The 21,132-nt window shown below is 68.9% G+C and carries 21 protein-coding genes; 12 read left to right on the top strand and 9 right to left on the bottom strand.

All coding sequences use genetic code 11. From position 1 onward, the window contains the following. The first annotated feature begins 7 nt into the window (after positions 1-7). Positions 8-1,882 (top strand): MFS transporter, encoded by a 1,875-nt coding sequence (locus EV651_RS04805; RefSeq protein WP_133782445.1) that lies wholly within the window; start codon positions 8-10, stop codon positions 1,880-1,882. A gap of 237 nt (positions 1,883-2,119) precedes the next feature. Here the strand turns inward: EV651_RS04805 and EV651_RS04800 are convergent, their stop codons facing one another. Then, entirely contained in the window at positions 2,120-3,673 is a 1,554-nt protein-coding gene (locus EV651_RS04800) for an MFS transporter (RefSeq protein ID WP_133782443.1), read from the bottom strand. A 151-nt stretch (positions 3,674-3,824) separates the two neighbouring features. Here EV651_RS04800 and EV651_RS04795 point away from each other — a divergent pair, with 151 nt between their 5' ends. Further along, positions 3,825-4,559 carry a TetR/AcrR family transcriptional regulator gene (locus tag EV651_RS04795; protein WP_166658500.1) on the top strand — a complete coding sequence of 245 codons (735 nt, stop codon included), beginning with the start codon at positions 3,825-3,827 and terminating at the stop codon, positions 4,557-4,559. Positions 4,560-4,700: 141 nt separating this feature from the next. Here the strand turns inward: EV651_RS04795 and EV651_RS04790 are convergent, their stop codons facing one another. After that, entirely contained in the window at positions 4,701-5,084 is a 384-nt protein-coding gene (locus EV651_RS04790; protein ID WP_130384459.1) for a cold-shock protein, read from the bottom strand. Positions 5,085-5,231: 147 nt separating this feature from the next. Further along, the gene (gene larE / locus EV651_RS04785) at positions 5,232-6,707 is read right to left on the bottom strand and encodes an ATP-dependent sacrificial sulfur transferase LarE (protein WP_202870163.1); all 1,476 of its coding nucleotides are present in this window, start codon (positions 6,705-6,707) and stop codon (positions 5,232-5,234) included. A gap of 105 nt (positions 6,708-6,812) precedes the next feature. Between larE and EV651_RS04780 the strand changes: the two genes are divergently transcribed. Genes EV651_RS04780 through EV651_RS04770 form a run of 3 tightly spaced genes read left to right on the top strand, consistent with a single transcriptional unit; the run spans position 6,813 to position 9,335 of the window. Beyond that, positions 6,813-7,742 (top strand): TauD/TfdA family dioxygenase, encoded by a 930-nt coding sequence (locus EV651_RS04780; protein WP_133782437.1) that lies wholly within the window; start codon positions 6,813-6,815, stop codon positions 7,740-7,742. A gap of 55 nt (positions 7,743-7,797) precedes the next feature. After that, the gene (locus EV651_RS04775) at positions 7,798-8,391 is read left to right on the top strand and encodes a TetR family transcriptional regulator (protein WP_133782435.1); all 594 of its coding nucleotides are present in this window, start codon (positions 7,798-7,800) and stop codon (positions 8,389-8,391) included. Continuing rightward, positions 8,388-9,335: a R2-like ligand-binding oxidase gene (locus EV651_RS04770; RefSeq protein ID WP_130384463.1), complete on the top strand. Its 948-nt coding sequence runs from the start codon at positions 8,388-8,390 to the stop codon at positions 9,333-9,335. The genes EV651_RS04775 and EV651_RS04770 overlap by 4 nt, the downstream gene beginning before the upstream one ends. Here EV651_RS04770 and EV651_RS04765 read toward each other — a convergent pair. Next, positions 9,309-10,472, bottom strand: coding sequence for an MFS transporter (locus tag EV651_RS04765; RefSeq protein WP_133782433.1), 1,164 nt, complete (start codon positions 10,470-10,472; stop codon positions 9,309-9,311). The genes EV651_RS04770 and EV651_RS04765 overlap by 27 nt on opposite strands. Before the next feature lie 88 nt (positions 10,473-10,560). Here EV651_RS04765 and EV651_RS04760 point away from each other — a divergent pair, with 88 nt between their 5' ends. Further along, positions 10,561-11,439 carry a LysR family transcriptional regulator gene (locus EV651_RS04760; RefSeq protein ID WP_202870162.1) on the top strand — a complete coding sequence of 293 codons (879 nt, stop codon included), beginning with the start codon at positions 10,561-10,563 and terminating at the stop codon, positions 11,437-11,439. A gap of 76 nt (positions 11,440-11,515) precedes the next feature. Here the strand turns inward: EV651_RS04760 and EV651_RS04755 are convergent, their stop codons facing one another. After that, positions 11,516-11,953, bottom strand: coding sequence for a helix-turn-helix domain-containing protein (locus tag EV651_RS04755; RefSeq protein WP_133782429.1), 438 nt, complete (start codon positions 11,951-11,953; stop codon positions 11,516-11,518). Between the two features lie 50 nt (positions 11,954-12,003). Here EV651_RS04755 and EV651_RS04750 point away from each other — a divergent pair, with 50 nt between their 5' ends. Beyond that, positions 12,004-13,176, top strand: coding sequence for an MFS transporter (locus tag EV651_RS04750; RefSeq protein WP_133782427.1), 1,173 nt, complete (start codon positions 12,004-12,006; stop codon positions 13,174-13,176). Here the strand turns inward: EV651_RS04750 and EV651_RS04745 are convergent. After that, the gene (locus tag EV651_RS04745; RefSeq protein WP_133782425.1) at positions 13,109-13,690 is read right to left on the bottom strand and encodes a hypothetical protein; all 582 of its coding nucleotides are present in this window, start codon (positions 13,688-13,690) and stop codon (positions 13,109-13,111) included. The two genes, EV651_RS04750 and EV651_RS04745, sit on opposite strands and share 68 nt — an antisense overlap. A gap of 102 nt (positions 13,691-13,792) precedes the next feature. Beyond that, a complete protein-coding gene (locus EV651_RS04740; protein ID WP_238156664.1) occupies positions 13,793-15,412 on the bottom strand; it encodes an AMP-binding protein in 1,620 nt (539 codons plus the stop codon). Positions 15,413-15,478: 66 nt separating this feature from the next. On the opposite strand from EV651_RS04740, the gene EV651_RS04735 reads away from it, so the two are divergent. Genes EV651_RS04735 through EV651_RS04725 form a run of 3 tightly spaced genes read left to right on the top strand, consistent with a single transcriptional unit; the run spans position 15,479 to position 18,182 of the window. Then, positions 15,479-16,099, top strand: coding sequence for an SIMPL domain-containing protein (locus tag EV651_RS04735; RefSeq protein ID WP_133782421.1), 621 nt, complete (start codon positions 15,479-15,481; stop codon positions 16,097-16,099). A 60-nt stretch (positions 16,100-16,159) separates the two neighbouring features. Further along, positions 16,160-17,395: an Nramp family divalent metal transporter gene (locus EV651_RS04730; RefSeq protein WP_133782419.1), complete on the top strand. Its 1,236-nt coding sequence runs from the start codon at positions 16,160-16,162 to the stop codon at positions 17,393-17,395. A gap of 19 nt (positions 17,396-17,414) precedes the next feature. Beyond that, on the top strand, positions 17,415-18,182 hold the full coding sequence (locus EV651_RS04725; protein WP_238156662.1) for a metallophosphoesterase: 768 nt from the start codon (positions 17,415-17,417) through the stop codon (positions 18,180-18,182). On the opposite strand, the gene EV651_RS04720 is transcribed toward EV651_RS04725, so the two are convergent. Beyond that, positions 18,156-18,719 carry a TetR/AcrR family transcriptional regulator gene (locus EV651_RS04720; RefSeq protein WP_133782415.1) on the bottom strand — a complete coding sequence of 188 codons (564 nt, stop codon included), beginning with the start codon at positions 18,717-18,719 and terminating at the stop codon, positions 18,156-18,158. The genes EV651_RS04725 and EV651_RS04720 overlap by 27 nt on opposite strands. A gap of 83 nt (positions 18,720-18,802) precedes the next feature. On the opposite strand from EV651_RS04720, the gene EV651_RS04715 reads away from it, so the two are divergent. Both EV651_RS04715 and EV651_RS04710 read left to right on the top strand, forming a co-directional pair. Further along, positions 18,803-19,852, top strand: a complete 1,050-nt coding sequence (locus EV651_RS04715; protein ID WP_133782413.1) for a saccharopine dehydrogenase NADP-binding domain-containing protein — start codon at positions 18,803-18,805, stop codon at positions 19,850-19,852. Positions 19,853-19,903: 51 nt separating this feature from the next. Beyond that, on the top strand, positions 19,904-20,278 hold the full coding sequence (locus tag EV651_RS04710) for a DUF427 domain-containing protein (protein WP_133782411.1): 375 nt from the start codon (positions 19,904-19,906) through the stop codon (positions 20,276-20,278). 12 nt (positions 20,279-20,290) lie between these two features. Here the strand turns inward: EV651_RS04710 and EV651_RS04705 are convergent, their stop codons facing one another. Then, positions 20,291-21,040, bottom strand: coding sequence for an alpha/beta fold hydrolase (locus EV651_RS04705; protein WP_133782409.1), 750 nt, complete (start codon positions 21,038-21,040; stop codon positions 20,291-20,293). Positions 21,041-21,132 lie beyond the last annotated feature (92 nt).

Below are 21,132 nucleotides of genomic sequence, written 5' to 3'. Positions count from 1 at the left end.
TGGATTCATGCAACCCCGCGACCCGAGCGCCTCCGGCGGCAAACGCGACGGCGATCCCGCCGCCGGAGGGCCGCGCGCGGGCGCCGGGCCCGGCGCCACACACACCGGCAACGGGAAGGCAGACGGGAAGTCCGCGGGCGAGCGGCTCAGCGATGCTCGGGAGCGGGTGGGGACTGCCGGCAAGAAGGTGGGCCACGCTTCGAAAATCGGCGCCGAGGGGGTTGCTTCGGCATCCAAGAAGGCCGCTGAGGTCGGCGGCAAGGTCGGGCGCGCGACCGGGCGCCGGATCCGCGGCCTGACCAGCGCTCAAGGCGCCGGCGAATCAGGCCTGTCACGGCTGATCGAGCTGGGTGCGGTGAACGCGGCAGGCGACACGGCCTTCGCGGTCTCCCTGGCGGGGACGGTGTTCTTCACCGTGCCGAGCGACCAGGCCCGCGACCGGGTGGCGTTGTTCCTGCTGCTGACGATGGCGCCGTTCGCGTTGATGGCGCCGCTGATCGGCCCGATCCTCGACCGGTTCCGGCATGGCCGCCGCTGGGCGATCGGTGCGACCCTCGGCGTCCGCGCGTTCCTGGTCTGGAGCCTGGCGTCGTCGATCGCCGGCCACGGATCCGCCTGGTTGTATCCGGCCGCCCTCGGCTGCCTGGTCGCATCCAAGGCGTACGGCGTGACCCGCGCGTCCGCCGTACCGCGGCTGCTCCCGAAACAGATCACACTCGTCACGGCCAACTCCCGGATCTCGCTCGCGGGTGTCGCCGGCGCGACCATCGGCGCCGGGATCGCCGGCGCGTTCGCCGCGATCGGCCCGCAGTGGTCGCTGCGCTGGGCCGCGCTCGTGTACATCGTCGGCCTGGTGCTCGCGATCCGGCTGCCCTCCGCGGTCGACTCCCCCGCCGACGAAGAAGTGACGGGTACGGCGGGACGGGACGCGCGCCGCCGCGCGATCACCGCCGCGGTGGCCCGCGGGATCCGCTGCAACCTGGGACTGCGGTTCGTGTCCGGGTTCCTGACCATGTACCTGGCGTTCCTGCTCCGCGACCAGCCGATCAGCGGGATCAAGGGTGCCGTCGCGGCCGGCGCGGTGATCGCCGCGGCCGGGATCGGGAACAGTCTCGGCACCCTCGTCGGATCGTTGCTCAGGGCACGCAAACCGGAAGTGGTCGTGCTCGTGGTGCTGCTCGCGGACGCGACGGTGGCGGTCGCGGTCGCGGTGCTGTACGGCCTGCCGATCCTGATCGCCCTCGGCCTGGTCGCCGGGCTGTGCAGCTCGCTCGGCAAGCTGTCGCTGGACGCAATGATCCAGCGCGACGTCCCGGAATCCGTGCGTACGTCGGTGTTCGCGCGATCGGAGACGGTGCTGCAGCTCGCGTGGGTGATCGGCGGTGGCTGCGGGATCGTGCTGCCGCTGATCCCGCGCCTCGGGTTCGGGTTCCTCGCGGGCGTGCTGCTGATCGTCGTGTTCCTGGTACTGCGGATGCGCCCGACCGACCGCCCGGCCGAAGGGCCGCTGCGCCCCGGCGGCCTCGGCGGGCCCCGCACCGACCGCGCGCCGCATCGGCACCCGACCGAGCACCGGCATCCGGCGAGCGACGAGCGCCCGGAGAGCACGACCCGGACGATCCTCAGCGTCGCCGAGCAGCGGGCGAACCGCCAGCGCCGTTCGACCTCGCACGACGAGCCGACGGTCGAGTGGCGCTCCGGCGATCAGAAGCCGCCGCCCGAACAACCCATGGGCCGCTGGTGGAGCGGCCAGACCGACGAGGACGAGAACACCGGCGAGAACACGGCCCCCTGGTCCGAAGAACCAACCGTCGAACGCGACCAGAACCGCCCCTTCAAACGCCGCCCCGGCGGCGACCCCCCGCGCCACCCACCCCGCTGACACCGTCCCGCGCCACCCACCCCGCTGACACCGTCCCCCGCCACCCACCCCGCTGACACCGTCCGCCGCCACCCACCCCGCTGACACTGTCCCGCGCCACCCACCCCGCCTGCGCTGTCCGCATCTGATGGGTTGACCCACGAGATGGCGGGTTGGCCCATCGCATACCACCCGCAAACCCACCATCTCGTGGGTTGACCCCTGAGATGGTGGGCGGCGGCCGCTCGTTTGCGGGGATCAAGCTGCGGGGGCTAAGTCAGCCTCCTCGGAGGCGGGCTCCTCGGTGGGGGCGGTGGTGTGGGTGGCGCCGCGGAGGGTGAGGGTGGTGGCTACGGCGGTGGCGAGCAGGAGGACGGCACCGACCAGGGCGACGACGTTCATGCTGTGGGTGAAGGCGTGGCGGGCGGTGGCCAGGACGGTGTCGGCCAACTGCGCGGGCAGGTGAGCGGCTGCGGCAGTCGCCGCGGGCAGACCCTCGCGGACAGGAGCCGCGACACCAGCCGGCAGGTTGGACGGGACATCGGCGCGGTAGACCGCAGTACCGATCGATCCCAGGACCGCGATCCCGAGGGCCCCGCCGAACTCCGCGCAGGTCTCCATCACCGCGGATGCCGAGCCGGCGCGCTCCGGGGCAACCGAACCGACGACGGCCTCGGTCACCAGAGTCATCACCATCACCAGACCGGCGGCGAGCAGACCTGCACCGGCGAGCGGCACTGCCAGCGACGAGCCGACGTGCACCTGAGTGAGTACGCCGTAGCCCGAAGCCGCGAGGACAAACGCTCCACCAATCACGTACGCACGGTCCACCTTCCCGGCGAGCGCGGTGGCCAACGGAGCCGCACCACCGACCAGCACCGACGGGGCCAGCGACCACAGCGCCGCCTTCAGCGGGCTCAGACCGTGCACCAACTGCAGGTACTGGGTCAGGAACACCGCGTTGCCCACCAGCGCCAGGGTCCCGATGGTGTTCGCCGCCAGCGACCCGCTGAACGCGCGGTTCCGGAACATCGACAGGTCGACCATCGGGTGCGCCGCGGTCCGCTGCCGCTGGACGAACAGCACCCCGAACACCAGCCCGCCCACGATCGCCACCACCGGCATGACCGCCGCACCATGAGCGGCCAGCTCCTTGATCCCCCAGATCACCGGCAGTACGGCGGCCAGCGACAGGACCGAACCGAGCAGGTCGAACCGCCCGCGCACCGGGGCCTTGAACTCGGGCAGCAGCACCGGCGCGAGGACGACCAGCAGAACCATCGCCGGGGTGTTGATCAGGAACACCGAGCCCCACCAGAAGTGCTCCAGCAGGAACCCGCCGAGCACCGGACCGAGGGTGATCCCGCCCATCATCACCGCGCTCCAGAACGCGATCGCCTTCGACCGCTGCTTCGGGTCGTGGAACATGTTCCGGATCAGCGCCAGGGTCGACGGCATCAGGGTGGCACCGCCGATCCCGAGCAGCGCGCGGGCCGCGATCAGCTGCTCCGGGTTCTGTGCGTACGCCGCCGCGACCGAGGCGACCCCGAAGCCGACAGCACCGAACAGCAGCAGCTTGCGGCGGCCGATCCGGTCGCCGAGCGAACCCATGGTGATCAGCAGGCCCGCCAGCACGAACCCGTAGATGTCGAAGATCCACAGCTGCTCGGTCGCGTTCACGCCGAGGTCCGCGCTGATGAACGGAACCGCGAAGTACAGCACCGACACGTCCATCGAGACCAGCAGCAGCGGCAGCGCGAGCACCCCGAGCGCGATCCACTCCTTGCGTCCCGCCCGTTCTGTCGAACCCATGACACCCCTCCGGAGTTATCTGTCTACGCCGCACACTGTGTGCGCCATACACAGACCATACACAAGACTGTCTATGCTGTAAACAGATAGGATCACGGAAGGAATGAGAGCCTCGCTTCGCTCGGCGGAGGGGAGGGAGAGGATGGCCGCCATGGACGAGAACGAACTGCCGCGGGTGTTGCAGCAGCTCTGGGGAATCGAGGCGCGGAGTCGCCCAGGGCCGAAACCGGCGTTCCACATCAGCGACATAGCGCGGGCCGCGATCAAACTGGCCGACGCGGGCGGGCTGGGCGCCGTGTCAATGAGCAAGGTGGCGGCCGAGCTCGGCTTCACCACGATGTCGCTCTACCGGTACGTCGACGCCAAGGACGACCTGTACGTCGTGATGCTCGAGCACGCCTTCGCCGAGCCGCCGGTCCTGGACCCGGAGCTCGACTGGCGCGGCCGGATCACCGCGTGGGCCGAGGCGTTCCGCGACGGACTGCGGCGGCACCCGTGGATCCTGCAGATCCCGATCCAGGAGCCGCCGCTGTCACCGAACCAGCTCGCGTGGATGGAGTCGGGACTGGACGCGTTCGACGGTACGCCGCTCACGCCGCAGGACCGGCTGTCCGCGATGCTGCTGGTGAACATCTACGTCCGCGGTACGGCGCAACTCACCGCGAACCTGCGCACCGAACCCGACGAGGTCCGCGAGGCCGACCGGCTCTACACCCAGCGCCTGACGATGCTCGCGACCCCGGACCGTTTCCCCGGGATCGCGGCCACCCTCGAGCAGCCCGTCGACGAGGGCTACGCCGGCGACTTCGACGCAGCCGAGTTCGCCTTCGGCCTGAACACCGTCCTCGACGGCATCCACACCCGCATCACCCGCCAAACCCCCTGACTCCGCCGCAAGCCCATTTGCCTGGTTGACCAGGCAAATGGGGGGTTCCTGACCGCTGACCAGGGTCCAGAACCCACCACTTGGTGGGTCAGCCAGGCAAATTGGTGGGTCAGCCAGGCAAATGCGGACCTGGTGGGTGGGTCAGACGTCGAGTTTGTCGGCGACGCCGCGCAGGACGGTGGCGACCTGGCGGGCGGACTTACTGTCGGGCTGGCGGCCGCGGCGGTAGCCCTCGCCGAGGCGGTCGAGGAGCTTGATCAGGTCCTCGATGACGACCTGCATGTCCTCGGGCTTCGGCCGCATCGCCTTCGCCACCGACGGCGGCGGGTCGATCAGCCGGACCTGCAGAGCCTGCTCGCCCTTGCGTCCCTCGACGACACCGAACTCGACCTTCTGGCCCGGCTTCAGGTTGGTGACACCCGACGGCAAGGCCTCGGCGCGGACGTACACGTCCCCGCCCTCCTCCTTGCTGAGGAATCCGAACCCCTTCTCGGAGTCATACCACTTCACCTTGCCAACGGGCACGGGAGACCTCTCTTTGAAACAAGCGCAGTACACGTCAATCGAACGGATGCAATCGAGCGCGCAGCGCGACTGGAAAACCCAGCGTACGTGAACCGGCGCGGCGGCGCCTCCGGGAAACTACCTGATCGAGCAGACTTCCCGCACCCCTTACAAGTTCCGGTACTTTTCGGGCTCCGGCAGCCGCTCGTTCATCGATCCGGACCGGAATCCGCGCGGGTCCACCCGCGCCGCCGGGAACCCTTCGGCCATGACCGCATTCACCAGCGGCTCGTGGTCCACCTGGTCCAGCAGCGCCGCGTCGATCTCGATCGAGGCGCTGTCCCCGAGGTCCCGGACCCGCACGTTCTGGACGCCGTACGACGCCAATCGCGAACGGACCGCCTGCTCGGCGCGATCGACGCGGGCGAGCAGGTTCGGGGTGATCCGGATGCCGTACGCGATCCGGCTGGACAGGCACGCCGCGGCCGGCTTGTCCGAGGTCTCGAGACCCCAGCTGCGCGAGGCCGTACGGATCTGCGCCTTGGTCAGCCGCGCGTCCTTCAGCGGGGTCAGCGCGCCGCGCTCGAAGGCGGCCCGGATCCCCGGCCGGAAGCCGGCGATCGCGTCGTCCGCGTTCGTCCCGGTCGCGATCGCGGTGATCCCGAACTCGTCCGCGATCGGCTGCAGCGTCTCGACCAGCTCGGCCTTGCAGAAGTAGCACCGGGCGCCCGAGTTCGCCTGGTACCCCTCGCGCTCCATCTCGTGCGTGTGCGGCGTGACGTGGCGGACGCCGAGGTTGTCCGCGAACCGCGCCGCCGGCTCGAGCTCCGCGGCCGGAAGCGAAGGAGACACTGCCGTCGCCGCGACGACGTTCGCCGGTCCGATCGCCCGCGCCGCCGCCGCGAGCAGGAACGCCGAGTCGGCGCCGCCGCTGAACGCGACCACCATCTTGTCGTACGACGACAGCCGCCGCATGAGCGCTTCGAGCCGCTGCTCGAGCACGTACTCGTCGAGCCAGGCCGGAAACTCGGTCAGATCGTTCAGCACGACGTCGGCGCCGTACGCGCGCAACTCGTCCGCGGTGAACGGGCCGGTCGCGACCGACACCGCGAGCGCGCCGGCCGCATGCGCTCCGTCGATGTCGGCAGTGTGGTCGCCGACGTAGATCGTGGCCTGGTGCTCGCGCAGCGCCGTACCTTTCTCGGCGCCGTGCAGGTCGCCGACCGGCTCGTCGACGTCCAGGCCGAGGTGTTCAAGGTGCAGCCGGACGGACGGGGTGTACTTCGCGGAGACGACCATCGTCCGCCCGCGCAACGCCCGGATCGCGGCCAGCGACTCGGCCACGCCGGGCAGCGGCAGGCTGCCCGTGATCGCGTGCGACGGGTAGTGCTCGCGGTACCGCGCGACCATCGCGTCGACCTGCTCGGGCGGGAACCAGTTCGCCATCTCCCAGGTGAGCGGCGGCCCGAGCCGGCTCACCACCAGGTCGGTGTCGATCGGCACGCCGGTCTCCGCGGCCAGCAGGTCCCAGACGGCCTGGATCCCGGGCCGGGAGTCGATCAGCGTCATGTCCAGGTCGAACCCGACCACCAGCTCCGGGACGTCGGCGGTATCGGGAGCGGGCTGGATCGCGGCGGTTGACACGTCCCCAACCCTAACAAGCGCCTGACGTCCGCATCCCGAAACGGCGTTTAAGTCCACTAAATCAGTTGGATTATGGGACATAACAACCGACCCGAGGGAGCACGTATGACCACGCAACTCGAAGCGCCGGAGATCACCGTCACCAAGGCCGGCGGGGCGATCGGCGCCGTGATCGGCAACGTCGAGCTCGGCGGCGACCTGGCGCCGGAGACCGTCGCCGCGATCCGGCAGGCCCTGCTCGACCACAAGGTGATCTTCTTCCGCGACCAGCACCACCTCGACGACGCCGGCCAGCTCGCGTTCGCGAAGTTGCTCGGTACGCCGACGCTCGCGCACCCGACCTCGAAGAGCCTCGACGGCGCCGCGAACGTGCTGCCGATCGACTCGGACTACAGCAAGGCGAACAGCTGGCACACCGATGTCACGTTCATCGACCGGATCCCCGCGATCAGTCTGCTCCGCACTGTCACGCTTCCGGCGTACGGCGGGAACACCACCTGGGCCAACACGGTCACGGCGTACGCGAATCTGCCGCAGTCGCTGCAGGCGCTCGTCGATCGCCTGTGGGCGGTGCACAGCAACAAGTACGACTACGCCGGGCATGCCGACGAGCGGCGCATCGGCGGTGTGGACGTGAGGGTCGAGGAGCACCGCAAACAGTTCGTGTCGAAGGTGTTCGAGACCGAGCACCCGGTGGTCCGCGTCCATCCCGAGACAGGCGAGCGGTCGCTCGTGCTCGGTCATTTTGTCCGCCGGTTCGTCGGACTGAGCAGCACCGAGACGACCGCGCTGTTCCAGCTCCTGCAGAACCGCATCACCAACCTCGACAACACCGTCCGCTGGCAGTGGCAGCCGGGCGACCTGGCGATCTGGGACAACCGCGCGACGCAGCACTACGGCGTCGCCGACTACGACGACCTCCCCCGGCGGCTGCACCGGATCACACTCGCCGGCGACGTACCGGTCAGCGTGGACGGCGTCCGCAGTACGCCGCGAACGGGCGACGCCTCGCACTTCTCCGCACTTGACAACTGAAGACACGATGTCCGAGCACTTGACATTCGGAGCCGTTTTGTAAACCCTCATCGGCATGGACTCGTTTGCCGATCGAACCAAGCGCCGGCTGCGTGACGAGTTGCTGGACGCTGCGCAGGACGCCATCGAGACAGGTGGGTACGACGGGCTTCGGATGGCCGAGGTCGCTCGTCGTACCGGGGTGTCCCGGCAGACCGTCTACAACGAGTTCGGCGACAAGTGGGGCGTACTGGAGGCTGTCGCGGCACGCGAGACCGAACGGTTCCTGCTGGATGTGAACGCGGCGCTCGCCGAGCAGTCCGACCCGATCGACGGTCTCCGGGCCGCGGTCGAGCGGGCGCTCACGCTCGCCGGGGAGAACCCGCTGATCAAGGCGGCGCTGAGCCAGCCGGGATCCGACCAAGCCAGCCAGCTGCTGACCACACGGGGGCAGCAGGTGCTGGAGCTGGCACAGCTACGGCTGGGTGCCCATGTCAGGGAGCACTGGCCGGAGGTGCCGGCGGAGGACGCGACCAGCTGCGTCGACGTCGCCTTGCGCGTCGTCATCAGCCACATCGTCACCCCGGGCCCTCCCCCGGCGGTGGTGGCGGCGCAGCTGGCTCGCGTCCTTTCGCCCTTCTTAGCCGAGTCACGGAGGTTGCACGTATGAACGAGTTGCACCGACAGGGCTTCACCTCGCTCCGGGCCGGCGGGCTGAACTGGGACGCGTTGCCGCTGCGGCTGTTCGACAAGGGCAACCGCAAGTTCTGGAACCCGCGCGACATCGACTTCAGCCAGGACGCCAAGGACTGGCAGGAGCTGGGCGACAACGACAAGGACAACGCGTTGATGCTCTGCTCGCAGTTCATCGCGGGCGAGGAGGCGGTGACCGAGGACCTGCAGCCGTTCCTGCAGGCGATGGCCGCCGAGGGCCGCTTCGGCGACGAGATGTACCTGACCCAGTTCTGTTTCGAGGAGGCCAAGCACACCGCGGTCTTCCGGCTCTGGCTGGACGCCGTCGGCGTCACCGAGGACCTGCACCGGTACGTCGAGAACAACCCGGGCTACCGTGCGATCTTCTACGAGGCGCTGCCCGTCGCGCTCAAGTCGCTCGCCGACGACCCGTCACCGGCCAACCAGGTCCGCGCGTCGGTGACCTACAACCACGTGGTGGAAGGAACTCTGGCCCTCACCGGGTACCACGCGTGGAACCTGCTCTGTACGGCGCGCGGCGTCCTGCCCGGGATGCAGGAGCTGATCCGCCGGATCGGCGACGACGAGCGCCGGCACATGGCGTGGGGCACGTTCACCTGCCGCCGGCACGTCGCCGGGGACGCCTCGAACTGGAAGGTCGTCACCGACACGATGGAGGAACTCCTCCCGCACGCGCTGACGCAGATCCAGTGGGCGATGGACAACTCCCCCGAACTTCCGCCGGAGATCAACCCGACCGCGTTGATGACGTACGCCGGCGATCGGGCCACCCGCCGGCTCGGCGCGATCGAGTCGGCCGTCGGCGCGGACGTGGCCGGGATCGACCTCGACTACTCCCCCGAGAAGCTCGAGGACGACTTCGGCGACGAGGACTCAGCCGCGCTGGCGGCGGTTCGCTAGCAGGACAACGAGCGCCGCAGTCGCCAGTACTGCGGGAATCCAGGTGACCGTCGTCGTACCGAGATGGTCGGCGATCTGGCCGCCGGTGAAGGCGCCCAGTGCGATCGATCCGTTGTAGATGCCCACCAGCACAGCGGACGATGATTCGGGGGCACTGGGCGCCGCCGCGTGTCCCCATGCTTGCGTGCTGACACTAGTTCCGCCGTACGCGAGACCCCAGATCACCAGTAGGACAAGGGATCCGGCGAGGGTGGTACCGAGGACGGGCATGGCCAGCGCTGTCAGGGCGATGCCTCCGGCGATGACGGTGAGAGCGCGGGTCGGGCGGAGTGCACCGGTGAGGAAGTTGCCGATGACACCGGCCACGCCGTACGCGAGGAGTAGCGTGCCGATCAGCGCCGCGCCGGCGTGCGGCTCGAGGAGCGGGCGGACGTAGGTGTACGCCGCGAAGTGGCCGGTCACGATCAGCGCGACGAGAACCAGGCCGACGCGCACCTGCCTGAGTTTCAGCACTTCCCGTACGTCGGCCAGCCGGACTGCGCGCTCCGGGGGCAGGGTGGGCAGGAAGATGCTCAGAGCAACAGTTAGCCCGAGGGCGAGCAGTCCGACGCCCGCGAAGGCCCAGCGCCAGCCGACGAGTTCACCGACGTACGCCCCGGCCGGAATCCCTAGCACGGAGGCGATTCCGATGCCGCTGAAGATGAGTGAGGTGGCCGGTCCGGCGGCGTGTTCGGGTACGACGCGGCGCGCGAGGCTGACGGTGAAGAGCCAGACGCCGCCGATCGAGATGCCCATCAGAACGCGGGCTGCGAGGAAGACCGGGTAGACCGGGGCCGTTGCGGCGATGAACGCGGCGACGGCGAGCAGCACCATCAGAGCGCTGAGGACCGTTCTGCGATCGAGCTTGCCGAGCAGCAACGGGAGGACAGGTGAGGCGACGGCGGACACGATGCCGGTGACAGTGAGGCTCAGGCCGGCGGTGCCTTCGGTGATGTGCAGGGTGTCGCTCAGAGGGGTGAGCAGGCCGACCGGGAGCATCTCGGCGGTGACCACGGTGAAGACCGTGGCGGCCATGGTCACGGAGGCGGCCCACGCCCGCGTGTCGGTGGCCGGCTGGTCGACGCAGATCGTTGTCATATCACCAGTGAGCCGTCGCGAGGTGGTGCGGAACAACGGCGATGTGGTCATGCTTGTATTAGCTGAGCTAATCGATGATCGTGGAGTTATGGCTGTCGAGATCCGCGAACTCGAGTGTTTCCTGGTGTTGTCCGAGGAGCTGCACTTCGGGCGTACCGCGGAGCGGCTCTACCTCTCGCAGAGCCGGGTCAGCCAAATGCTGCAGTCGCTGGAGCGGCGGATCGGCGGGCCGTTGTTCGAGCGGACGAGCCGTCGGGTGGCGCTGACGCCGTTAGGCAAGGAGTTCCTGACGTCCCTGCGGCCCGCGTACGCCGCTTTGGAGCGGGTGGTCGAGAACGCTCGCGAGTACGCCGCCTGCGTGAAGGGCAAGCTGCGGATCGGGTTCCAGGGGTCCGCGAACGACGACATGCTCCGGGCGGTGTCGGCGTTCCAGGCGCGTAACCCGAACTGCCTGATCGACGTCTGCGAGCTCCCGTTGAACGATCCGTTCGGAGCGCTCCGGCGCGGCACCGTCGACGCGGCCGTCGTACTGCTGCCGGTCGCCGAAGACGACCTCGTCGTGGGCCCTGTCTTCTCGCGCCACCCGCAAACCCTCGCGGTGTGCAAGCGGCACCAGCTCGCCGACCGGGCCTCGATCGACGCCGAGGACCTGGCCGGCGAGACCCTGATCGCCTTCTCCGGCCCGGCGCCCGGCTACTGGCGGCAGGCCCAGGCGCCCACCCAGACGCCCAGCGGCGCGCTCATCCACCGCGGTCCCGACGTCGCCACCTTGCAGGAAGGCCTGTCGCTGATTGCCGCCAACCGCGGCGCGATGCTCGTCTGCCAACCCACCGCTGCCCTCAACGGCCGGGCCGGCATCGTCACGGTCCCCCTGACCGGCCTCCCCGACTCCGCCCTCGGCCTCGTCTGGCGCCGCGGCGAACAGACCCCCTCCGTCAAGGCCTTCGCCGAACACCTGAAGACCTAACGACAGGAGGTGTCGGTCGGCTGGGTAGTGCACCTGAGCGGGAACCCGGTTGCGCGTACGGTGTCTCGCCGGTGCACTACCTGTCCTTGCGTACTTCGGTGTCGCTCGCGGCGACCAGGCGGCCGTCGGCGGCGTGTACTTCGAGCGGTCGGAGGGGCTGCTGATCGCGGCGGTCCAAGAGTTGTGAGTGCGGCTCACCGGGCTCGAAGGCGAAGGCCTCGCCCCACTGGCGCAAGGCCACGATGACCGGGAAGAGCGCCTCACCCTTGGCGGTCAGGACGTACTCGTGGCGGGCGCCGGCCGGGACGGTCTCGAGAATGCCGTTGTCGACCAGGGATCGCAGGCGTGCGCTGAGGATGTTCTTCGCGACCCCGAGGCTGCGCTGGAAGTCGCCGAACCGGCGGCTGCCGTCGAACGCGTCCCGCACGATCAGCAGCGACCACCAGTCGCCGACCACGTCCACCGACCGCGCCACCGGGCAGCTCTCACCGTCGAACCTGGTCCGCTTGACCATCCCACACCTCCTGGTTGCAACATGCTACCAACTTCTCTTACGGTAGCAACATGCAACCAAAACTCCTAGGGGTGGCAGCCGGCCTCGCGGTCGCCACGGTGTACTTCGCCCAGCCGCTCCTCGTCACGATGGGCAGCGACCTCGGCATCGCGCCCGGGACGGTCGGCGTCTTCGTCACCGTGACGCAGGTCGGCTACGGCCTCGGTCTGTTCTTCCTCGTACCGCTCGGCGATCGGCTCGACCGCCGGCGACTCGTCCAGGTCCAGTTCCTGTTGCTCGCCGTCGCGCTGCTCACCACTGCTCTCGCCCGGAACACGGCGATGCTGATGATCGGACTCGCCGCCGTCGGCGCACTCGCCGTCGTCGCGCAGTCCCTGGTCGTGCTCGGCGCCGCGCTGAGCGATCCGGCCGAGCGCGGCCGCACGGTCGGCACCATCACCACCGGCATCGTGCTCGGCATCCTCCTGGCCCGCACCGCGTCCGGCATCCTCACGGACCTCCTCGGCTGGCGGGCCGTCTACCTGATCGCGTGCGCCGCTTCCCTTGCAATCACAACGCTCTTCGTCCGGTCTGCCCCGCTGCCACGGGTTCGGTTGACGTACGGCGAACTACTGCGGTCGACCGTCGACCTCTGGCGCGAGCGACTGTTCCGCGAGAGCGCGATGCGCGCGTTCTTCATCTTCGCGTCGTTCTCGACGCTCTGGAGCTCGATCGCCCTGCCGCTGTCCGAGCGGTCGTTGTCCCACACCGAGATCGGCGCGTTCGGCCTGATCGGCGCAGCGGGCGCACTCGCTGCGGGACCGGCCGGACGACTCGCGGATCGCGGCCACGGGCGAGTCGTGACAACGGCCGCTTCGGTGCTGTTGGCAACAAGTTGGGCGGTCACCGCCTGGACGCCGAGATCCCTGGTGGCGTTGGCGATCGGCACGATCCTGCTCGACCTCGCCGTACAGGCCGTGCACGTCACCAACCAGAGCCGGATCTACCCGCTCCGGCCGGAGGCAGGGGGCCGGATCATCGGCGGCTACATGATCTTCTACTCCCTCGGCAGCGGCACCGGCGCGATCGCATCGACCATGCTCTACGAACGCACCGGCTGGACCGGCGTGTGCCTCCTCGGCGCAGCGTTCGGACTGGGCGCCGTACTGGCGACGATCAGCCGAGGACCGCGAGCATCTTGTCGCAGAAGTTCTCGTCGGTCACATTGCCTTCCTGGCCGGTGACCTTGACGTCTCCCAGTGAGTCGATGAACTCGTCGTCGGTCGGGTCAGTCGGCGTACCGCCGTCGTCGACCAGGATCTGGGTCCACACCGACCCGCTGTCCGGAAGGACCAGCTTGCCGTCGGAGTCGAACCAGTGGTCACCGCCGTTCACTTCATGGAAGGTGACCGTTAGGGTGCCGTTCCCGTTGTCGGTCACTTGCGTGTCCTTGTGAGCGACGTTGATCTGGTGGTACGCGGTCTTGCCGTTGGACAGGTTCGTCAGGGTGTTGGTCAGATGATCGTCCTCACGGTAGTAGGGCAACCCGTCCTGCTGATTTCCGCGGTACATGAACGACCCCGAGACGTGGAAGTCGAAATGTACGGTGTCCCCGCTGCCGCAGAAGTCCTCGATCAGACCGGTCCCGGCGTCCTCGAAGTGTTCGTGCAGGATCAGCGTGGCCGAGGCCGGGACGGCGACCGTCATCGCCAGCAGCGCAGCTCCGCAGGCCATGGGTGTTCGATGGCGCAACTTCATGGGTGTTCCCCCTCGTCAGTGTGCAGTTCCCCCCACGAACGCCCCCCGTCCGCGACACGTGACTCCCACCCACCCTCCCAGGCCCGGGCGGGCACGTACAGGTCACAGCCCCAGGAGTTCTACTGACTTCTCCCGCATTTCGACCTTGCGGATCTTGCCGGTGACGGTCATCGGGAAGTCGTCGACGAGCAGGACGTAGCGCGGGATCTTGAAGTGCGCGAGTTTCCCGCCGGCGAAGGTCCTGATCGCCTCCGCGTCGAGCGGATCCGCGCCGGGCTTGAGTTTGATCCAGGCGCAGAGTTCCTCGCCGTACTTCTCGTCGGGGACGCCAATGACCTGGACGTCGGCGATCGACGGGTGCGTGTAGAGGAACTCCTCGATCTCCCGCGGGTACACGTTCTCGCCGCCACGGATGACCATGTCCTTGATCCGGCCGACGATGTTCACGTACCCGTCCTCGCGCATCGTCGCGAGATCCCCGGTGTGCATCCAGCGCGCCTCGTCGATCGCCTCGGCGGTCTTCTCCGGCTCGTCCCAGTACCCGAGCATCACCGAGTACCCGCGGGTGCACAGCTCGCCGGGCTCACCTCGTTCGACAACCAGCCCTGTCGCCGGGTCGACGAGCTTCACCTCGACATGCGGCATCACGCGGCCGACGGTCGACGTACGGCGGTCCAGGTCGTCGTCCCGCCTCGTCTGCGTGGACACCGGCGACGTCTCGGTCATGCCGTAGCAGATCGCGACCTCGGCCATGTGCATGTCCGCGACGCAGCGCTTCATCACCTCGATCGGGCACGGCGATCCGGCCATCACGCCGGTCCGCAACGACGTCAGGTCGTAGTCGGCGAAGTCCGGCAGGCCGAGTTCGGCGATGAACATCGTCGGTACGCCGTACAGCCCGGTGCATCGCTCGTCCTGGACCGCTTTGAGCGTCGCGGCCGGGTCGAACGCCGGCCCCGGGATCACCATGCACGCGCCGTGCGTGGTGCAGCCGAGGTTGCCCATCACCATGCCGAAGCAGTGGTAGAACGGCACCGGGATACACAGGCGATCCTCGGCGGTGAACGCGATCGTCTCGGTGACGAAGAAGCCGTTGTTCAGGATGTTGTGGTGGCTGAGGGTCGCACCCTTCGGGAATCCCGTCGTACCGCTGGTGTACTGGATGTTGATCGGGTCGTCGAAGGACAGCTCCGCCTCGCGGGCGTGCAACTGGTCGACGGGGATCCGCGAAGCGTCGTCGCGGAGGGCGTCCCAGTCGCCGGTGCCGAGGTAGATTGTCTCCTCGAGGGCGGCGAGGTCAGGCTTCACTTCCTCGACCATCGCCCGGTAGTCGCTGGTTTTGAAGGCGGTTGCGCTGACCAGCAGCCGGACGCCGGACTGGTTCAGCGCGTAGGCCAGTTCGTGGGTCCGGTACGCCGGGTTGATGTTCACGAGGATCGCGCCGATCAGCGCGGTGGCGTACTGCGTGATCGTCCATTCGGCCTGGTTCGGGGCCCAGATGCCGACTCGGTCACCCTTCGCGATCCCGCGGGCCATCAGACCGCGCGCGACCAGTTCGACCTCGGCGCCGAACTCGTCGTACGTCCAACGCCGCCCGGTCTGCATCTCCACCAGCGCCTCACGGTCGCCGTACGCAGCGATCGTGCGTCTCAGGTTCGCGCCGATCGTCTCCCCCAGCAACGGAACCTCAGACACCCCGGACGCATACGAAGGCAGTCTCATGCTTGCCATGTTCACGCCCCCCGGATACCTCCGCAAGCCCTTGTGGGTGGTGCCAGACTGGCGGTTATGGACACAGGGGTGAGTGTTGTCGGGTCAGGGCAGGTTAGTGGTACGCCGGATATTTTGCGGGTCACGTTCGGGATCGAGCAGGTCGCTCCGGATGTCGCGGCCGCTGTGGCTACGGTCGGCGAGCGTACGGACGCGGTGATTGCGGCGCTGCGGGCGCAGGGGGTCGAGGAGTCGCAGCTGGGCACGAGTTCGGTGAACGTGTTCCAGGAGTACCGGGAGCCCGGCTCGGAAACGGCGTACCGGGCATCGCACACGGTCCTGGTGGAGACGAAGGACCTGACCGGCTTCGGCGCGCTGCTGAACGCGGCCGTGGATGCTGTCGGCAACAGTCTCGCGCTGCACGGGCTGCAGTTCGACATCGAGGACAAGAGCGAGCTGCTGGTCCAGGCCCGGGAGCTGGCGTTCCAGCAGGCGAAGACGAAGGCGGCGCACCTGGCCGGTCTGGCCGGGTTCTCCCTCGGCTCGGTGACCGCGATCTCCGAGAACCACGGCCAGATGCCACTCGGACTGGAGAGCCGGCGGCTGTCGGCGTCCAAGGCGTACGACTCGGCCATCAACATCGTGCCCGACGACCAGAACGTCGTGGTCTCTCTCCAGGTGCACTTCGCCTGGGCGTAACGCGGGTCTCAAATCGAGCACAGGGGTTGCGTTGTCGGCGGCGTCGTACAGACTGCTCTCATGTACGCACCGGCGCCGCTGCGGCGGCAACTGAGTCGGTCCGGGCTGTTACTGCTCGGACCGGCGTTCGTCGCCGCCGTCGCGTACGTCGATCCGGGCAACTTCGCCACCAACATCGCCGCCGGCGCGACGTACGGCTACCTACTGTGCTGGGTGGTCGTCGGCGCCAACCTGATGGCCGTCCTGGTCCAGTATCTGGCCGCCAAGGCCAGCATCGCGACCGGCCGGACCCTGCCCCAGCTCTGCCGTGACCACTTCCGCCGATCGACCTCGACTGGGCTGTGGGCGCAGGCCGAGGTGGTGGCGATCGCGACCGACCTGGCCGAGGTGGTCGGCGGCGCGATCGCGCTGAACCTGCTGTTCGGCGTCCCGCTGCTGGTCGGCGGTGTGATCACCGGCATCGTCTCGTTCGCGCTGCTCGTCTACCAGTCGAAGCGCGGCCAACGGCCGTTCGAGGCCGCGATCATCGGCCTGCTCGCCGTCGTACTGATCGGGTTCGTCGTCTCCACGGCGAAATCGGACCCATCGGCCAGCGGCGTGGTCGGCGGCCTCGTGCCGCGGCTGGACGGCACCGACTCACTCGTCCTTGCGGCCGGAATGCTCGGCGCGACGGTCATGCCGCACGCGATCTGGCTGCACGGCGCACTCGTCACCGACCGGCATTGGAAGACCATCCGCTCCGAGCTCGGCAAATCCCGCGTACTGCGGGCCACCCGGGTGGACGTGGCGGTCGCGATGGCACTGGCCGGAGCGGTCAACCTGGCGATGGTCGTGCTGGCCGCGTCCGCGCTGAAGGGCAGCGGCGCCGACTCCCTCGACGCCGCCCACCTCGCGATCGGCGACCGGCTCGGGCAGCTGCCGGCTTTGCTGTTCGCGCTCGCGCTCCTGGCCAGCGGCTTCGCGTCCTCCTCGGTCGGGACGTACGCCGGTTCGGTGATCCTGGACGGTTTCTGGAAACGGCATGTCCCACTCCCGGTCCGCCGCCTGATCACCCTGATCCCGGCCCTGCTGATCCTTGCGATCGGCATCGACCCGAGCCGCGCACTGGTGGTATCCCAGGTCGTGCTGAGCTTCGGCATCCCCTGCGCACTGTGGCCGCTGGTGAGATTGACCGCTTCCCGGCGCGTCATGGGCGACCTCGTCAACCGGAAGGCGACTACTCTCGCCGCATGCCTGGTAGCCACCGCCGTCACGGCCCTCAACGTCGTACTGATCGTGCTGACTGTGCGGGGATGACGTGACCCGGGTGTACGCCGTGAGCGACATCCACGGCCACCTGGAGAAACTGAGGGCCGCACTTCAGGCTGCCGGCCTCACCGATGCCGACGGCAACTGGGCCGGCGAAGACGCCCGGCTCTGGTTCCTCGGCGACTTCTTCGACCGCGGCCCGGACGGCATCGGCGTACTGCGGTACGTCCGCGGCCTGATCGACCAGGCGCCGGACGGCGCGAGCCGGATGCTGCTCGGCAACCACGAGATCCTCGCGCTCGGGATGTACAAGTTCGGCGACACGTTCGTCCCGCACGACGGCATCACGCTGCGCAGCTTCGAGCGTTCGTGGGCCCTGAACGGCGGCCAGGACCGCGATCAGGAGCTGCTCACCGACGACGACGTCGCCTGGCTGCTCGACCAGCCGCTGCTCGGGCTGGACGCCGACCAGTTGCTGATGCACTCGGACACCGCCGAGTACGTCGAGTGGGGCGACACGATCGACCAGATCAACTCCACGGCCGCGGCCGAGCTGCACTCCGACGACATCGAGGTGTGGTGGGAGATCTGGCGCCGGACGACGTCGCGGTACGCGTTCCGCGGTCCGAGCGGTCCGGACGTCGCCCGGATCCTCCTCCAGCACCTCGGCGGCCGCCGGATCGTGCACGGCCACAGCATCGTCGCCGATCAGCTCGGCATCGACCCGCAGTTCCTCACCGGCCCGCACCTGTACGCCGACGGTCTCGCCCTGGGCATCGACGGCGGCGCCTTCGACGGCGGCCCGTGTCTAGTGGTCGAGCTCACCGCGGAGTGACTCGACAACCACATCCAGGCAGGACCGGAAGGATCGCTTTCCGCCGGCGTCGATCCACCTGCTGAACGCGTTCTGGAGCACCGCCGAGCCCACCTGTGCCAGCAGCGCGGCGTCCTCCGCCGGCAGCCCACGCTCCTCCAGCCCGTCGCGGAGCGCAGCGGTGACGGATGCGAGCTTGGTCCGCTCGCGCTCCTGCAGCTCGGGGCTCGCGGCGATCACGGCACGGCGTACGTCGGTGTCCTCGGCCACGTCCGCGAGCAGTTCACCGATTGCCACGGCGGTCTGCAGCACGGCGGGCCACGGTGCGACCGAGGGGTCGACGGCGCGGATCGCCTCGGTCACGGCCGCGGGCAGGCGTTCCGAACCCGCGAACAGGACCTCGCGCTTGTCCGGGAAGTAGCGGAAGTACGAGCGCCGGGTCAGACCGGCGTGCTCGGCGATCTGGTTGACGGTCACCGCGTCGTACCCGTGCTCGGCGTACAGCTCGAGAGCGGCCTTGCGCAGCCGCAGCTCGGCTCCGGGGTCCCATCGCGCCATGTTCGGAGTCTAGCAAGAGTGATGTCTCAGGGTGTTATCGTGAGTGATGACACTCTGAGCCATCACTCTTCAGGAGGATCGACATGATCTGGATTCTTGGCGCGACCGGACGGACCGGGCGCGCGATCGCGGCCCAGGTCGCGGCGCGCGGCGGTACGCCGGTACTGGTCGGACGCAACGCCGAACGGCTCCACAAGACCGCCGCCGAGCTGGGGCTCGCCGGCGTCGAGGTGATCGAGACCGATCAGCCGGCCGCCGAGATCGCCCGCCGCCGGCCTACCGTGGTGGTGAACACGATCGGCGGGTACGCCGAGACCGCCGTGCCGATCGCGCGGTCGTGCCTGCCAGGCGGGCACTACGTTGACCTGGCCAACGATCTGGTGGCGATGCCGCGGCTGCTGGCGTTGCACGACGAGGCGGTCGCCGCAGGCAGCACGTTCGTCACGGGCGCCGGGTTCGGCGTACTGGGAACCGAGGCGGTGGTCGCTCACCTGTGTACGGATCGACCGACGCCGAGCCACGTGCAGGTGGACGCTCTGCCGTCCGTGGCGATCGACGGAGGGCTGCTCGGCGAGGCGCTGGCGCGGTCGATCATCTCCGGGCTGACCACTGGCGGGGTCCGCTACGAGGGTGGCCGGATGGTCCCGGCGCGACTGGGAGCCGATCCGCGCGAGCACTCGCTGCCAGATGGTCAGACGGCGAAGTCCGCTGGGGCTGCCACCGGTGAACTGCTGGCGGCGCAGCTGTCGAGTGGTGCGCCGGCTGTTGTCGCGACGTCCGCGTTGATTTCGGGTTCACGCGTCGTGCGGGTGTTGCTGCCGGTGGCCGGGGCGTTGCTGAAGATCGCGCCGCTACAGCGGTTCGCCGTACGACGGCTGGCGGCGGTGGAGGCGAAGCCCGCGCCACGTCCGCGGGAGCACACCTGGGGACACGCGGTCGTGTCCTGGGCCGACGGGACGACGCGGGAGGGCTGGCTGCGTACCGGGGACGCGATGGACTTCACCGCGAGCGTCGCAGCGGAAACCGCCGTACGGCTGGCTCGCGGCGAAGGCCGGCCCGGTGCGTACACGCCGGCCCGCGCCCTCGGCCCCGAACTCGCGGAGGCCGCAGGTGGAGCTATTTCACTGTGCTGATCATCGCCGGATCCGGGAATGCCGCGAGGGCGTGCCGGGTTGTCAGCGGTTATGGCGGACAAGACTGTGAAGATTCCTGGACCGGACCACCCGATCACCGTGGGAAAGAACCCGGACCGGGTGGTCGTGAAGGTCGGCGACCAGGTCATCGCGGACACCCGGGACGCGCTGTCGCTGCAGGAGGCGAGCTATCCGGCGGTGCAGTACATCCCGCGGGACGACGTCGACCTCACGTTGCTCGAGCGCACCGAGCACCAGACCTACTGCCCGTACAAGGGCGACGCGTCGTACTACAGCCTCCTCCCCGCCGGGGCGGACGGCGTGAACGCGGTCTGGACGTACGAGCAGCCGTACGACGCGGTCGCCGACATCCGCGACCACCTCGCGTTCTACCCCGACAAGGTGTCGATCGAGATCATCGCCTAGGGCGTGGAACCATCAGCCACGCCCTATCACCGGGGCGAGGAGTTGCGGCGGTACGACGTGAGTCTGGTCGGGTAGTTCTGTGAGTGTCGCGTTCGGCAGGATCGGGACGATGCGGTGCGCGGCGTCGAGCATGAACGGCGCGGTCGCAGTCCCGGCGATGACGAGAGTCGGCGGCTTGATCGCTCGGAGCGTTTCGACCGGGGTGGTGCCTTCGTGGCCCATGACGGCGAAGTCGTAGGCGAGCGTCGGCGCCAGCTCGGCGAGTCCCGGAGTAGCGGCAAACTGCAACGCCTCGGGTTTGGGCACGCCTGTCATCAGCAGGAACAGCTCGACTGCCTCCCGGTTCTGGCCGTTCCGGATCAGTTCGAGCACCTTCTCGCCGTCCTCCGACGGGTCCACGTCGTCCGGCCCGTACGGCGGCTCGTGCAGCACGACCCTGGTGAACGGCAGCCTGCTCGCTGCGATCGCCGCGAGTCCCGCACCGGACGAGTGCCCGTAGAGAGCCGCCGTACCGCCGACGACTGTCAGTAGCGCGGCGATGTCGTCCACCTCGCGCTGGACGTCGTACGGCGGGTTGTCGCCGGAGTCACCGCGACCGCGACGGTCGTACGTGACCACGTCGAAGTGGTTCGCCAGCTCGTCGGCGAGCGACCGGAGCGCGTGCCGATCGCACAGTGCTCCCCCGACCAGGATCAGCGGGTGTCCGCTGCCCAGCCGGTCGTAGGCGATCGTCGTACCGTCCGCGGACGTCACTTTCTCCATCTGCTGCTCCTCTGTCGTCGTAGCTGACGTACAGGACGTCGGAGCCGTTCGGGACGCTTCGACATATCTGGTGGCGCGTGGACTTTCCGGGT

The sequence above is a fragment of the Kribbella sp. VKM Ac-2571 genome (genome assembly GCF_004362255.1).
In the GTDB taxonomy this organism is placed as follows: domain Bacteria; phylum Actinomycetota; class Actinomycetes; order Propionibacteriales; family Kribbellaceae; genus Kribbella; species Kribbella pratensis.
This window is presented reverse-complemented; position numbering and strand designations above follow the sequence as displayed.

What these genes read in the sequence shown, in the direction of transcription:
- EV651_RS04805 (WP_133782445.1), top strand. Translation starts at nt 8, where the DNA reads ATGCAACCCCGCGACCCGAGCGCCTCCGGCGGCAAACGCGACGGCGAT.
- EV651_RS04800 (WP_133782443.1), bottom strand. Translation starts at nt 3,673, where the DNA reads ATGGGTTCGACAGAACGGGCGGGACGCAAGGAGTGGATCGCGCTCGGG.
- EV651_RS04795 (WP_166658500.1), top strand. Translation starts at nt 3,825, where the DNA reads ATGGACGAGAACGAACTGCCGCGGGTGTTGCAGCAGCTCTGGGGAATC.
- EV651_RS04780 (WP_133782437.1), top strand. Translation starts at nt 6,813, where the DNA reads ATGACCACGCAACTCGAAGCGCCGGAGATCACCGTCACCAAGGCCGGC.
- EV651_RS04775 (WP_133782435.1), top strand. Translation starts at nt 7,798, where the DNA reads ATGGACTCGTTTGCCGATCGAACCAAGCGCCGGCTGCGTGACGAGTTG.
- EV651_RS04770 (WP_130384463.1), top strand. Translation starts at nt 8,388, where the DNA reads ATGAACGAGTTGCACCGACAGGGCTTCACCTCGCTCCGGGCCGGCGGG.
- EV651_RS04765 (WP_133782433.1), bottom strand. Translation starts at nt 10,472, where the DNA reads ATGACAACGATCTGCGTCGACCAGCCGGCCACCGACACGCGGGCGTGG.
- EV651_RS04760 (WP_202870162.1), top strand. Translation starts at nt 10,561, where the DNA reads ATGGCTGTCGAGATCCGCGAACTCGAGTGTTTCCTGGTGTTGTCCGAG.
- EV651_RS04755 (WP_133782429.1), bottom strand. Translation starts at nt 11,953, where the DNA reads ATGGTCAAGCGGACCAGGTTCGACGGTGAGAGCTGCCCGGTGGCGCGG.
- EV651_RS04750 (WP_133782427.1), top strand. Translation starts at nt 12,004, where the DNA reads ATGCAACCAAAACTCCTAGGGGTGGCAGCCGGCCTCGCGGTCGCCACG.
- EV651_RS04745 (WP_133782425.1), bottom strand. Translation starts at nt 13,690, where the DNA reads ATGAAGTTGCGCCATCGAACACCCATGGCCTGCGGAGCTGCGCTGCTG.
- EV651_RS04740 (WP_238156664.1), bottom strand. Translation starts at nt 15,412, where the DNA reads ATGAGACTGCCTTCGTATGCGTCCGGGGTGTCTGAGGTTCCGTTGCTG.
- EV651_RS04735 (WP_133782421.1), top strand. Translation starts at nt 15,479, where the DNA reads ATGGACACAGGGGTGAGTGTTGTCGGGTCAGGGCAGGTTAGTGGTACG.
- EV651_RS04730 (WP_133782419.1), top strand. Translation starts at nt 16,160, where the DNA reads ATGTACGCACCGGCGCCGCTGCGGCGGCAACTGAGTCGGTCCGGGCTG.
- EV651_RS04720 (WP_133782415.1), bottom strand. Translation starts at nt 18,719, where the DNA reads ATGGCGCGATGGGACCCCGGAGCCGAGCTGCGGCTGCGCAAGGCCGCT.
- EV651_RS04715 (WP_133782413.1), top strand. Translation starts at nt 18,803, where the DNA reads ATGATCTGGATTCTTGGCGCGACCGGACGGACCGGGCGCGCGATCGCG.
- EV651_RS04710 (WP_133782411.1), top strand. Translation starts at nt 19,904, where the DNA reads ATGGCGGACAAGACTGTGAAGATTCCTGGACCGGACCACCCGATCACC.
- EV651_RS04705 (WP_133782409.1), bottom strand. Translation starts at nt 21,040, where the DNA reads ATGGAGAAAGTGACGTCCGCGGACGGTACGACGATCGCCTACGACCGG.